At 72.9% G+C, this 13,022-nt stretch carries 12 protein-coding genes; 3 read left to right on the plus strand and 9 right to left on the minus strand.

Translation table 11 applies throughout. The features are described from left to right. Positions 1 to 45 precede the first annotated feature (45 nt). Positions 46 to 2,502 (plus strand): DEAD/DEAH box helicase, encoded by a 2,457-nt coding sequence (locus tag ABZU99_RS24925; RefSeq protein ID WP_355947295.1) that lies wholly within the window; start codon positions 46 to 48, stop codon positions 2,500 to 2,502. Between the two features lie 313 nt (positions 2,503 to 2,815). Here ABZU99_RS24925 and ABZU99_RS24930 read toward each other — a convergent pair whose 3' ends face one another. From ABZU99_RS24930 to ssd, 7 genes are all read right to left on the minus strand, one after another. After that, positions 2,816 to 3,331, minus strand: a complete 516-nt coding sequence (locus tag ABZU99_RS24930) for an Rv3654c family TadE-like protein (RefSeq protein ID WP_356047840.1) — start codon at positions 3,329 to 3,331, stop codon at positions 2,816 to 2,818. Beyond that, a complete protein-coding gene (locus ABZU99_RS24935; RefSeq protein ID WP_355947292.1) occupies positions 3,328 to 3,690 on the minus strand; it encodes a TadE family type IV pilus minor pilin in 363 nt (120 codons plus the stop codon). Before ABZU99_RS24935 ends, ABZU99_RS24930 begins: the two co-directional genes overlap by 4 nt. Before the next feature lie 100 nt (positions 3,691 to 3,790). Beyond that, the gene (locus tag ABZU99_RS24940; RefSeq protein ID WP_355947289.1) at positions 3,791 to 3,988 is read right to left on the minus strand and encodes a DUF4244 domain-containing protein; all 198 of its coding nucleotides are present in this window, start codon (positions 3,986 to 3,988) and stop codon (positions 3,791 to 3,793) included. A 79-nt stretch (positions 3,989 to 4,067) separates the two neighbouring features. Beyond that, entirely contained in the window at positions 4,068 to 4,883 is an 816-nt protein-coding gene (locus tag ABZU99_RS24945) for a type II secretion system F family protein (protein WP_355947287.1), read from the minus strand. Continuing rightward, on the minus strand, positions 4,873 to 5,799 hold the full coding sequence (locus tag ABZU99_RS24950) for a type II secretion system F family protein (protein WP_355947284.1): 927 nt from the start codon (positions 5,797 to 5,799) through the stop codon (positions 4,873 to 4,875). The genes ABZU99_RS24945 and ABZU99_RS24950 overlap by 11 nt, the downstream gene beginning before the upstream one ends. Further along, positions 5,796 to 6,962 (minus strand): TadA family conjugal transfer-associated ATPase, encoded by a 1,167-nt coding sequence (locus ABZU99_RS24955; protein WP_355947281.1) that lies wholly within the window; start codon positions 6,960 to 6,962, stop codon positions 5,796 to 5,798. Before ABZU99_RS24955 ends, ABZU99_RS24950 begins: the two co-directional genes overlap by 4 nt. After that, on the minus strand, positions 6,959 to 8,068 hold the full coding sequence (gene ssd / locus ABZU99_RS24960; RefSeq protein ID WP_356047844.1) for a septum site-determining protein Ssd: 1,110 nt from the start codon (positions 8,066 to 8,068) through the stop codon (positions 6,959 to 6,961). Before ssd ends, ABZU99_RS24955 begins: the two co-directional genes overlap by 4 nt. 455 nt (positions 8,069 to 8,523) lie before the next feature. Between ssd and ABZU99_RS24965 the strand changes: the two genes are divergently transcribed. Next, the gene (locus ABZU99_RS24965; protein WP_355947340.1) at positions 8,524 to 9,360 is read left to right on the plus strand and encodes an HAD family hydrolase; all 837 of its coding nucleotides are present in this window, start codon (positions 8,524 to 8,526) and stop codon (positions 9,358 to 9,360) included. A 300-nt stretch (positions 9,361 to 9,660) separates the two neighbouring features. Here ABZU99_RS24965 and ABZU99_RS24970 read toward each other — a convergent pair whose 3' ends face one another. Then, positions 9,661 to 10,488 (minus strand): oxidoreductase, encoded by an 828-nt coding sequence (locus ABZU99_RS24970; protein ID WP_355947275.1) that lies wholly within the window; start codon positions 10,486 to 10,488, stop codon positions 9,661 to 9,663. A gap of 102 nt (positions 10,489 to 10,590) precedes the next feature. Here ABZU99_RS24970 and ABZU99_RS24975 point away from each other — a divergent pair, with 102 nt between their 5' ends. Next, positions 10,591 to 11,595: an ATP-binding protein gene (locus tag ABZU99_RS24975; RefSeq protein WP_356047846.1), complete on the plus strand. Its 1,005-nt coding sequence runs from the start codon at positions 10,591 to 10,593 to the stop codon at positions 11,593 to 11,595. Here ABZU99_RS24975 and ABZU99_RS24980 read toward each other — a convergent pair. Beyond that, positions 11,576 to 13,000 carry a hypothetical protein gene (locus ABZU99_RS24980; protein WP_356047848.1) on the minus strand — a complete coding sequence of 475 codons (1,425 nt, stop codon included), beginning with the start codon at positions 12,998 to 13,000 and terminating at the stop codon, positions 11,576 to 11,578. The genes ABZU99_RS24975 and ABZU99_RS24980 overlap by 20 nt on opposite strands. Positions 13,001 to 13,022 lie beyond the last annotated feature (22 nt).

A 13,022-nucleotide genomic window follows, 5' to 3' on the forward strand; every position in this document is an offset into this window, starting at 1 on the left:
AGCACCTTGCATCGAGCGGTCGCCCCCCATGGATCGGCAGCCGCGATGGCATTCAATCACTTACCAGCAGGCGTACACGACGCCTTGAGCCCATTGTCCGTCAGACCAGTGACACACTCGGTGTCGATGGCCCACAACCAACTCCCGCGGCAGGGGGGCATACGCCCCTCACCCCGGGCCGTCCTCGGTGGTCTCAGCACCGGGGCGGGCCGAGGCACACGCATCACTCATACGGAGCACTTGCCCCCGCGTCTCGGGAGCCATGCCGACTGGCCCTCGCCGATCCGGCCGGAAGTGATCAACGCCATCCGGGCCGCCGGTATCGAGCGGCCATGGGCGCACCAGGCGCGTACGGCCGAACACGCGCTGCGCGGGGAATCCGTGGTCGTGGCCACCGGCACCGCCTCCGGCAAGTCCCTCGCCTATCTCGCCCCCGTCCTCAGCACGCTGCTGGACGGCTCGGAGGAGCCCAGCGGGCGGGGGGCCACCGCCCTGTACCTCTCCCCCACCAAGGCACTGGCCGCCGACCAGCGCCGCTCGGTCGCCGACATCGCCGCCCCGCTGGGCGCCGGCGTCCGCGCGGCGGTCTACGACGGCGACACGCCGGTCGAGGAGCGCGAGTGGGTCCGCCAGTACGCGAACTATGTGCTCACCAACCCTGACATGCTGCACCGGGGCATCCTGCCCGGCCACCCCAGGTGGTCCTCCTTCCTGCGCGCGCTGCGCTACGTCGTGATCGACGAGTGCCACACCTACCGGGGCGTCTTCGGCTCTCATGTCGCCCAGGTGCTGCGCCGGCTGCGCCGCGTCTGCGCCCGCTACGGCTCCTCGCCCGTCTTCCTGCTCGCCTCGGCCACCGCGGCCGACCCGGCCGTCGCCGCTACCCGGCTGACCGGGGTGCCCGTCGTGGAGATCACCGAGGACGCCTCGCCCCGCGGCGAGGTGGTCTTCGCCCTCTGGGAGCCGCCCCTGACCGAGCTCCACGGTGAGCAGGGCGCCCCGGTCCGCCGCACCGCCACGGCGGAGTCCGCCGACCTGCTCACCGATCTGGCCGTCCAGGGCATCCGTACGGTCACCTTCGTACGCTCCCGGCGTGGCGCGGAGCTGATCGCCCTGATCGCCCAGGAGCGACTCGCGGAGGTGGACCGCTCCCTGCCGGGCCGGGTGGCCGCCTACCGCGGCGGCTATCTCCCCGAGGAACGCCGGGCCCTGGAACGCGCCCTGCACTCCGGTGAGCTCCTCGGGCTCGCCGCCACCACCGCCCTGGAACTCGGGATGGACATCGCCGGCCTGGACGCCGTCGTCGTCGCGGGCTATCCCGGCACCCGCGCCTCCCTGTGGCAGCAGGCCGGGCGGGCCGGGCGCGCGGGACAAGGCGCCCTCGCGATCCTGGTAGCCCGCGACGATCCGCTGGACACCTATCTCGTCCACCACCCGGACGCCCTCTTCCGGCAGCCGGTCGAGTCCACCGTCCTCGACCCGGACAACCCGTACGTCCTCTGGCCGCATCTGTGCGCGGCCGCGGCCGAGATCCCCCTCACCGAAGCCGACCTGGAGCTCTTCGGCCCCGCCGCCGAAGAGCTGATGCCGCAGCTGGAGGAACGCAAACTGCTGCGCCGCCGTGCGCGGGCCTGGCACTGGACCCGCCGCGAGCGCGCCGCCGACCTCACCGACATCCGCGGAGAGGGCGGCAGCCCGGTCCAGGTCGTGGAGGCGGGGACCGGCCGGCTGCTCGGCACCGTGGACGCCTCGGCCGCCCACACCACCGTCCACGAGGGCGCCGTCCACCTCCACCAGGGGCGGAGCTATCTCGTCAAACAGCTCGACCTCGACGACTCGGTCGCCCTGGTGGAGGAGGCCAGCCCGCCCTACTCGACCACGGCCCGCGACACCACGGCCATCTCCATCCTGGAGACCACGACCGAGATCCCTTGGGGGGAGGCGCGGCTGTGCTTCGGCTCCGTCGAAGTCACCAACCAGGTCGTCTCCTTTCTGCGCCGCAAGCTGATCACCGGTGAGGTCCTCGGCGAGTCCAAGCTCGACCTCCCGCCCCGCACGCTGCGCACCCGGGCCGTGTGGTGGACGGTCACGGAGGACCAGCTCGACGACGCCCTGGTCCACCCCCAGGCCCTCGGCGGCGCCCTGCACGCCGCCGAGCACGCCTCCATCGGCATCCTGCCGCTCTTCGCCACCTGCGACCGCTGGGACATCGGCGGGGTCTCCGTACCGCTGCACCCCGACACCCTCCTTCCGACGGTCTTCGTGTACGACGGGCACCCCGGCGGCGCGGGCTTCGCCGAGCGGGCCTTCCACACGGCCGCCGACTGGCTGACGGCCACCCGCGAGGCGATCGCCGCCTGCGAGTGCGAGGCGGGCTGTCCCTCCTGCATCCAGTCGCCCAAGTGCGGCAACGGCAACGACCCGCTGGACAAGAAGGCCGCCATCCGCCTTCTCACCACCCTCCTCGCGGGAGCCCCGGCCCGGCCGGCCCAGGCCGGGTGACCGGCCCGGGCCGGTCACTGGCTCCCGACCACCCGGCCGGGGCCCCGGCCGAGTGGCCGGCCCCCATGCGATGACCGGCCCACGACGGGCCGGGTGGCTGGCCCCCACCGCGTGCCCGGCCCCTGGGGCCCGCTGGTGCCCGCCGAATGGCTGACCGCCGACAGGTGGCCGGCCCGGCAGGTTGACCGGCCCCGGCAGGGTGACCGGCCGCCGACAGGTGCCCGGCCCGGGCAGGGTGACCGGCCCCGGGCAGAGTGACCGGCCCGAGCCCGGTGACTGGCGCCTGCCGAATCACCAGGCTCCCGGAGGGCCTTCACCGGATGGCCAGCCCCCGCCGGATGGCCGGCCCCCGCCGGATGGCCAGCCTCCGCCGGGCGACCGGCCTCCGCCGGGCGACGAGACCTCGGCCGGTGACCGCTTCGGGGCGGCGGCCGTGGTGGCCGGTGGTCGGTGGACCGGATCCGGTAGGCGGGTCGGGCCGGCGGGCGGTGGGTGTGTCCGGAGGGCCGGCTCGCGACCGGGCGCGGAGGGCGAACGGCCCGGCGCGCACCTCGGCCGTGAGATCCGCGATCTCGCCGTTCAGAGCGCACCGCACCAGGCGCGCCCCCTGGGCCGAGGCCACCCGTCGGGCGAGGTCGCAGGCCGCGCGAGGCCCTTCCAGCCCGTGGTCCGCCGCCGCGAGCGCCGCCAGGTCGGCGGCCCCGCCCGCCCGATGGCGCGCCACCATGGCCTGCCCGGCTGCCAGCACGACCGCGAAGACCGCGCACAGGGCCGTCGCGGCCAGTGCGGTCCACATCGTCGCCGAGCCTCGGTCGTCCGCCCGCCTCACGGGACCGCCTCCCGCGCCACGCCCACCGCGTCCTCGGCGAGCGCGGCAGCCTCGCCGCTCAGACTCACCGCCAGCGGGCCGGGACCGGCCGCGTGGGTGCGGACCCGCACCCGCACCAGGTCGCCCTCCCGCCACAGCTCGACCCGCGCTCCGCGCGGCGCGGCGGAGCGGGCGGCGGCCAGCGCGGCCGCCCGCGGCTCCGAGCGCGCCGCGGCCCGCGCCCCGGCCCGGGCCGCGTCCACGCACTGCAACTGCGCGGACGCGGCCATCAGCCCCCAGATCAGCATCAGGGCGAACAGCGCCAGCACCGGCAGCGCGACGGCCGCCTCCGCCGTGACAAAGCCGCGGTCAGGATTCACGCGCCGGTTCGGCCCCGCGCGCCGCGACCTCCGAGCGCCCCGCGCGGCGGTCGCGGCGCGCCCGGTGCGCGGGCGCACCCGCCCGGCCGTTTCCCGCGTCTCAGAACTGCGCATCGAGCGCCCGCCTGATCACCGATTGCAGCGCACCGCTGACGGTCCCGCTCGTCACCACCTTGTACAGCACCGCGGCGAAGGCACACGCCGCGATCGTCGCCATCGCGTACTCGGCGGTGGCCATTCCGGCCTCGGCCCTCGCACGCGCCGCCGCGTACCGCCGTACCCACCACTGCTTACTCATATCGGCCCCCCTTGTGGTCGTTGTCGTGCCATACCGCGTCTGGTTTTGTGTGGTGTGCGTTGTGTGGTGTGGTGGGCGCTCAGCTGCCGTTCGCCAGGCCGTGGGCCAGCCCGATCATCACGGGGGCCAGGCCGATCAGCAGGAACGCGGGCAGGAAGCAGCCGCCCAGCGGGGCATTGGCCAGCACCCCGGTGCGCTCGGCCCGTTTCATTGCCTCCCGCGTCTGCTCGGCGCGGCATTCGGCCGCCAGCCGGGACACCGGCTCCACGGCCGGTGCGCCCGTCGTCCCGGCGCGCTCCAAGGCGCGCGCCAGCCCGCGTGCTCCCGGCAGGGCGCCCACGCGCCCCCAGGCAGCGGCCGGTTCGCCTCCCAGCCGCAGCTCCGCCGCGGTCTGTGCCAGCCGCTCCCCGACCGGGCCGCCGAGCGAGAGGCCCACCGCCTCTGCCGCCCTGCGCGGGCCGGCCCCGGCCGCCAGGCAGGCGGTCAGCAGATCGGCGGCCAGCGGGATCTGGCGTGCGGCGAGGTCCGTGAGGGGGCCGTCGCGCCCGGCATGCGCACCGGCGGTCCGGCGGCGCCGCTGCCACCACCGGACACCGCACGCGCCGACGAGACCCAGCAGGCACCCCAGCGGCCCTTCCACGAGCACGAGCCCAGCCAGCAGGGCGCCGCCCGCCGCCGCCCAGGCCAGGCAGGCTCCCTCGCGCACCTCGGCGCGCCACCTCCGCCACAGCCGGGGGCGCTCGGGCCGCCCGTCCGGCGCGCCCGGCAGCAGTACCGCCAGCCGCCGCCGGGCGGCCCGCTCCCGACGGGCCTCGACCACGGTGATCGCCGTGCACAGAACGGCCGCCGCGAAGGACAGCGCGATCCCCAGGCTGTGGACAACGTCAGTGCTCATGGGCCACCGGCCGCTCCGGTCCGCACGCCGATCGCACCATCCGGGCTGTCCAGGCGAGCCCCGCCCACTCCAGCAGGCCGCCCACCAGCAGACAGCCCAGCCCCGCAGGGGTGTGCAGCAGCACCCGCAGCGGGTCGGCGCCGAGCGCACTGCCCATCACGAGCCCGATGACGGGCAACACCGCCAACGCGACGGCGGTGGCTCTGGGCCCCGCGAGCTTGGCCTGCAGGCTCTCCCGCTGGTCCCGCTCGGCGCGCAGCGCCTCGGCCACCCGGTCGAGCCCGGCCGCAAGACCAGCGCCCTCGTCGACCGCCACCTGCCAGCAGGCCGCGACCCCGGTCAGCCCTTCCGCGCCCGGCAGCCGGGCCGCCCTCCGCAGCGCCTCGGGCACATCCCCGCCGAACCGCGCGGCGGCCGAGACGAGCCCCCAGCGCTCCCCGAGGTTTCCCGGGGGCACCGCCAGCAGCGCCTCGCCGGGCTGCCGCCCGGCCCGCAGCTCACCAGCCACCGCGCCGCACAGCTCGATCACCCCGGCGGCGCGCCGCTCACGGTCCCGGCGGCGCTCCCGGGCTCGCAGCCACCGGCCGACGACGGGAACGGCAGCCAGTGCGCCCAGCAGCGGCAGGACCGACGCGCCGAGCAGGGCGACCAGGCATCCCAGGGGCAGACACAGCAGCTCACGCCCCATCCGCCCGCCGTACCTGACCCGCCAGCGCTCCCGCAGCCCGGCGGCCGTCTCGAACAGCCGCCGGGCCGGATCCGGCCCGGCGGGCTCGGCGGGCCCGCCGCCCGCGAACAGCACCCTGGCCCGGCGCAGCTCCCGGTCCCGTCCGGCAAGCAGCCAGACGGCCGCTCCCGCACACAGCACCGCGGCACACAGCGCCAGCGCTCCGGGGTCCCCTCCCGCGCCGGTCATGCCGCTCCTCCGCCCCGTGCGCACAGCTTCTGGAGCCGCTGCCAGCCCGCTGACCGCTGGAAGCCCTCCAGCCCCCATACGGCTGCCGGGACGGTCGTCACATAGCCCGCCCGGTCCCGGTCCAGCACATGCAGCTCGGCGATCCTTCGCCGCCCGCCGCGGTCCCGCACCAGATGGACCACGACCGACAGGGCGGCCGCCAACTGGCTGTGCAGCGCGGCCCGGTCAAGGCCGGCGGTCGAGCCGAGTGCCTCCAGCCGGGCCGGTACATCCGCCGCCGAATTGGCGTGGACGGTGCCGCAGCCGCCCTCATGGCCGGTGTTCAAGGCGCTGAGGAGATCGCAGACTTCCGAGCCCCTCACCTCTCCGACCACCAGCCGGTCCGGGCGCATCCGCAGCGCCTGCCGCACCAGATCCCGCAGGGTGACCTGGCCCCGGCCTTCCTGGTTGGCGGGGCGGGTCTCCAACCGGACCACATGGGGATGGTCGGGGCGCAGCTCGGCCGAGTCCTCGGCGAGGACGATCCGCTCATCCTTGCCGACCAGCCCCAACAGGGTGCTGAGCAGAGTCGTCTTGCCCGATCCGGTGCCGCCGCTGACCAGGAACGACAGCCGGGCGTCCAGCATCGCCCGCAGCAGTTGCGCACCGCCCGGCGGCACGGTGCCGGCCGCCATCAGCTCAGCGAGCGAGAACGCCCTCGGGCGAACCACCCTCAGCGACAGACACGTCGAGCCGACCGCCACCGGCGGGAGCACCGCGTGCAGCCGCGTCCCGTCCGGCAGCCGGGCATCCACCCATGGCCGGGCATCGTCGAGCCGCCGCCCGGCCACCGCGGCAAGCCGCTGGGCGAGCCTGCGCACGGCGGCCGCGTCGGCGAAGGTGACGGTCGTGCGCTCCAGCCCCGAACCCCGGTCGACCCATACCTCGTCGGGAGCGGTGACCAGGACGTCCGTGACGTCCGGCGCGGCCAGCAGCGGCTCGAGCGGCCCGGTGCCGACCAGTTCGGAGCGCAGGGCCGTGACCACACCGAGCACCTCGGTGTCACCCAGCAGCCGCCCCTCCTCGCGCAGGGCTGCCGCCACCCGCGCGGGCGTCGGCTCGGCCCCGCTCTCGGCCAGCCGCAGCCGCACCGCGTCCAGCAGGTCGGGCGGGGTGACGCTCATGCGGGGACACCCCCTTCGCCGGCCAGGGCACGCGCCCAGAACTCGGCGCAGAACCGGGCGAGCGGCCCGTCGACGCTGCCGCCCGGGGGCTCCCCGCAGTCGAGGGCGGCGGGCAATCCCGGCTCGGAGGGGAGCTGGCCGGCGAGCGGCAGCCCGAGCAGCCGCGCGATCTCCTCGTCGTCGAGCTCCGGTCCGCACGGGCCGCGCACCACCGCACGCAGATCGCTCAGCACCATCCTCACCATGGAGGCCACCCGGTGGGCGGCCGCGACGGCCCGCAGCTCCGCGGGGACGACCAGCAGACCGAGGTCCACCTGGGCCAGGGCCTCGGCGGCCGCGTCGTCGACCCGCCTGGGCAGATCCACCACCACGACCCCGCCGCGCCGTCGCGCCGCGGCCAGCACCGCCCGCATCGCCGAGGGCGGGATGACGACCGAATCGCCGCGGTCCCAGCTGAGCACCCGCAGGGCGTGGAGCTCGGGCAGCGACTCCTCGAGCGCGCTTCCGGCGACCCGGCCCCGCGATTCGGCGAAGGCCGGCCATCGCAGCCCCTCCGCGCCCTCGCCGCCGAGCAGCACATCGAGGCCGCCGCCCAGCGGATCGCCGTCGATGAGCATGGTGCGCCGGCCCGAGCGGGCCGCGCCGACCGCCAGAGCGCAGGCCAGGGTAGACGCGCCCGCTCCGCCGCGCCCGCCGATGACCCCGATGGTCAGGGCCTGCCGGCCCACGCCCTCCGCGACATCGGCGATCCGGTCCACCAGCCAGGTCTCGGCATCGGGCAGGAACGCCACGTTGTCCACGCCGAGAGCCACCGCCCGACGCCAGATGCCGTGGTCGTCGAGGTCACGCCCGATGAGCAGGACGCCTTCTCTGCGTGTGCGGCCACACAGCCGGGCCGCGGCATCGTCGCCGACCAGGATCAGCGGCGCGCCTTCCCAGCTGCCCCGGCGGGTGGGCATGCCGTGCGCCACTTCGGGCTCGGCTCCGGCCGCCGCGCATAGCCGCAGCAGATCGTCGAGAAGCTCCTCGTCCTCGGTGACGATCAGCGGTCTGCTCCGCCCGCCTTCGGCCGGCGTCGGACGTTCCGGTGTGATGGATGCAGTCACGATCCCCTCCCCCTTATCTGTTACGTGCTTTCACTGCCGCTAACGGCGAGCGCGAACATCGCCGAGAATCACGATGCGGGGATCGAGGAAATCTTGGGGATCTTGGTCCAAAACCGTGGACAACTCATCAGTTGTGAATATCCCAGTCACCTAAACCAGTGACTTCCGGAGAGCAGCCTAGCGATTACGCACGGTTACCGTTCAGGCTGGTGGGGAGGGAGAGCCTCACGGGCCGCGACGAGGGGAGCGCGATCAGGTGAGGACCCGAAAAGGTGTCCGGACATGCGACGACCCCCGCCGGGGGGGAGAGCGGGGGTCGTCCCCACGGCCGACTCGGGGGGGGAGGAGTCGGGCCGGGTTAGCACGGTCGCGAACGATCCGTGACTTCCATGGTGTACCCGAGAGCCTTCTCAGGCAAACCCACGCGCCTCAGCTTACGCCGAATGGTGGGCCCTATGCTCGGCGTCGTGGAAAACCACTCCTTGCCTCGGACAGCTGCCTTCTTTGACCTGGACAAGACGGTCATTGCGAAGTCAAGCACGCTCACCTTCAGCAAGTCCTTCTACCGGGGTGGCCTGATCAACCGCCGCGCCGCACTGCGCACCGCCTATGCCCAGTTCGTCTTCCTAGCCGGTGGCGCCGATCACGAGCAGATGGAGCGGATGCGCGAGTACCTCTCGGCGCTCTGCCGCGGATGGAATGTCGAGCAGGTGAAGGAGATCGTCGCGGAAACCCTGCACGATCTCATCGACCCCATCATCTACGACGAGGCCGCCTCGCTCATCGAGGAACACCACACCGCCGGGCGGGACGTGGTCATCGTCAGCACCTCGGGGGCGGAGGTCGTCGAGCCGATCGGCGAGCTGCTGGGCGCCGACCGCGTGGTGGCCACCCGCATGGTCGTCGAGGACGGGGTGTTCACCGGCGAGGTCGAGTACTACGCCTATGGCCCGACCAAGGCGGAGGCGATCGCCGAGCTGGCGGAATCCGAGGGATACGACTTGTCGCGTTGTTACGCCTACAGCGATTCGGCGACCGACCTTCCCATGCTGGAGTCGGTCGGCCATCCGCACGCGGTCAATCCCGACCGGGCCCTGCGGCGCGAGGCGGCCACCCGCGGCTGGCCGGTCCTCACCTTCGACCGCCCGGTCCGGCTGAAGCAGCGGGTGCCCTCGCTCTCCATGCCGCCGCGCCCGGTGCTCGCCGTGGCCGTGGCCGTCGGCGCGGCGGTCGCCACCGCCGGACTGGTCTGGTACACCAATCGGCGCCGCGCCCTGTATGCCCGTATTTAAGGGCAACAGCAAAGATCTGCGGCCAGGGGTTCCGCTTGGCCTGTCGCAGGAGTAGAAAGGAATTGAAGGCCCGCGAGACCAGGGGTATCCGGGAGGATCTCCCCCAGACGCACCAAGGCCCCACGGACCGAGCACGGATGCTGAGCACCCACGCGACGCCGACCCGTCGAATACGGGCCAGCCTCACCAGGTAGCAGGCAAAGAACCTGGCCTGATGGGCGAATTCTGTGCACGCATGGTAACCCGGCGGATGTGCCAGCGGCGGTACCCCAGTGGTGCCGCCGCAACTCTGTCCGGGCGTCAGGCCGCTCCGCGCTGCAGGGCCTCGCAGACCGCCGTGGACTCCCGCACCCCGAGCTCAACCGCCCGCCCGCAGTGCGCGATCCACGCCGCCATCCCCTCCGGCGTCCCGGACGCATAGCCCTCCAGCGCCGCCATGTACGCGGCGACGCCCTGCTCCGCATGCCCCACCTCGGCAGGACAGATCGACTTGGGGTCGAGCCCACTGCCGACCAGGACGATCCGCTCGGCCGCGCGCGCCACCATGCCGTTACGGGAGACGAAGGGCCGCAGGGCGAGAAGTTCACCGTGCACCACCGCGGCGGTCACCAGTGCCGGGGCCTCGCTGCCCGCGAGCAGCAGCCGCGCCAGCCCGTCGAGCCGCCCCGCCACCTCGTCCGCGTCCGGCAGTGGCAGATCCAGCCCGACCAGCGGCTCCTCCACCGGTTCACCCGCCAGCCGGGGCCGCCCCACTCTTTCGTCCGCCTCCGCTCCGCCCGCCGCGACCAGATGCAGCCGGGCCAGCACCCGCAGCGGCGACTGGCGCCAGACACTCAGCAGCTGCCCCGCCTCGGCGGTCAGCCGCAGCGCCGCACCCACCGTCTGCGGCTCGCCCTCCGCCCCGAAGTCGGTGCGCCGGCGCACCTCTTCAAGCGCCCAGTCGGCGCCGGCCAGGACGGCGGAGCCACGCGCTCCGCGCAATGCGGCCTCGGAACTGACCTCATTGCTGCGGCGGCGCATCACCCGGTGGCCATAGACCCGGTCCACAGCCGTACGTACGGCGTCCACGGACTCGGTCACGCCGGGCAGCGCGGCCAGGGCGGCGAGGGGGTCTGCTGACGTACTCATGAGTACGACCCTACGCACCCGGCCCCCGGCGCCCCTCGTTGGAGTGGTCTTCTTCACGTAAATCCCTCAAGGGACGAGATCGCTCACCTACGCTACGTGAACATGAAGGTCGCTTTCGTAGGCAAGGGCGGCAGTGGCAAGACGACGCTGTCGTCGCTGTTCATCCGCCATCTCGCAGCCACCCGCACCCCGGTCGTCGCCGTCGACGCCGACATCAATCAGCACCTGGGCGCGGCGCTCGGTCTCGACGAGGAGGAGGCCGCCGCCCTGCCCGCCATGGGCGCCCATCTTCCACTGATCAAGGACTACTTGCGCGGCACGAACCCCCGGATCGCCTCTGCCGAGACCATGATCAAGACAACCCCGCCGGGTGAGGGGTCACAGCTCCTGCGGATCACCGAGGACAACCCCGTCTACGAGGCGTGCGCCCGGACCGTACCGCTGGACGGCGGGGAGGTGCGGCTGATGGTGACCGGCCCCTTCACCGAGTCCGATCTCGGGGTCGCCTGCTATCACTCCAAGGTCGGCGCGATCGAGCTCTGCCTGAACCATCTCGTGGACGGGCGCGGGGAGTTCGTCGTCGTCGACATGACGGCGGGCAGCGACTCCTTCGCCTCCGGGCTCTTCACCCGCTTCGACATGACGTTCCTGGTCGCCGAACCCACCCGCAAGGGAATCGCTGTCTACCGCCAGTACAAGGAGTACGCCCGGGACTTCGACGTGGCGTTGCGCGTGGTGGGCAACAAGGTGCAGGGACCGGATGACCTCGCCTTTCTGCGCGCGGAGGTGGGCGAGGACCTGCTGGTCACCTTCGGCCACTCCGACTGGGTCCGGGCGATGGAGAAGGGCCGCCCGCCCCGATTCGAGGAGTTGGAGCAGCCGAACCGCGATGCGCTGCGGACGCTGCACGACGCGGTGGACGGGTCGTACGAGCGGCGCGACTGGCAGCGGTACACGCGCCAGATGGTGCACTTCCATCTGAAGAACGCGCAGAGCTGGGGAAACGAGAAGACGGGCGCCGATCTGGCTGCCCAGGTCGACCCCGCCTTCGCGTTGGATGAGTTCGTCACGGACGAGCGGCAGGCGGCTACTCCCGCTCCCGCCTAGTCCGCCCTTCGCGCTCGAAATCCCGCTGGTGATCCCGGCCGGATGTCCGCTCCCGCTCGGAGGTCCGCTCCCGCTCGGACGCGTGCTTCCGACCCGACGCGTGTTCCCGCTCCCGGTCGGCCTGGGCGGCCGACCGGGACAAGGTCGGCTCGGCAGCCAGATAGTGCTTCCAGCCACCGGGCGGCCGCATGCCGACGTCCAGGGCGCGCAGCTTCTCCAGCGCAGAGGGGTTCTGCGCGTCCAGCCAGTCGGCCAGCTGTTTGAAGGAGACGCAGCGCACGCCCTTGCGTGGGCATACCTCCTTGATGACGTCCTCGACGGCGCGCATATAGATTCCGCCGTTCCAGGACTCGAAGTGGTTGCCGATGAACAGCGGTGCGCGATTGCCCTCGTTCGCCCGCTCGAAGGCGGCGAGCATGCCGTCGCGCATCTGACGGCCCCATGCGGCGCGTTTCGACCGGGCGCCCTTGGTCTTCCGCGACTGATTGGCAAGGAAGTTGTAGTCCATCGAGAGCGTCTCGAACGAGCGGCCCGGCACCGGGATCTGCTGGAGCGGGAAGTCCCAGATGCCGTGGATCTTGTGGGGCCAGATCTGGAGACCACCGACCGAGCTCGCGTCGTAGCGCCAGCCCATCTTCCTGGCCGCCCGGATCAGACTCTTCTGCCCCTCCAGGCAGGGGGCACGGCCGCCGATGAGCTCCTCGCCGTAGTCGAAAGGCAGCGGCTTCTCGTGTTCCAGGCCGGAGTTGGTCTTCCAGTTCTCGACGAAGGACTCGGCCTGCCGGGTCTCGCTGATCCACTGGCTGGTGGACCAGGTGCCGCCTCCGCCGTGGCGCCCGCAGAAGTGGCCGTTGAAGTGGGTGCCGATCTCATTGCCGTCCAGCCAGGCACCCCGGAGTTGCCGCACGGTGTCCTTGATGCCCTCGATGTTGTTGAAGCCGATGGACGAGGCGCCACGCGGATGCTTCGGCGGGTCGTAGAGATCGCGCTTGTCGACGGGCAGCAGGTACACGCCGCTGAGAAAGTACGTCATCTTCGCGTCGTACTTCTTGCCGACCGCCCGGAAGTGGGAGAACAGTTTCTGCTCGTCCTGGCCCGCGCCGTCCCAGGAGAAGACGACGAACTGCGGTGGTTTCTCACCGGGTTCGAGCGGATCGGTTCGTGGCTGATGGGGCTGAGGGCCGGTGTAGGAGGTCGATCCGTCGCCGATGAGCCGAACCGCTTTCGCCGCCCGCTTCGGGTGTTTCGGCGCGGCCGGGCCCTTGTGGGGCCGGTCCCTGTCGCGATGCGGAGCCGCGTGGCCGCCGGACCCGTGCCCATCCCCGGAATCTCCCGAGCAGTTGACCAGCACGGAGAGCGCAGCCGCCACGGCAAGCCCTGCAGTGACGTTTCTTCTGACTCTCATGCCGCCACCTCGTCCCTCTTGT

Origin of the sequence: Streptomyces sp. NPDC005266 (genome assembly GCF_040607655.1) — a bacterium.
In the GTDB taxonomy this organism is placed as follows: domain Bacteria; phylum Actinomycetota; class Actinomycetes; order Streptomycetales; family Streptomycetaceae; genus Streptomyces.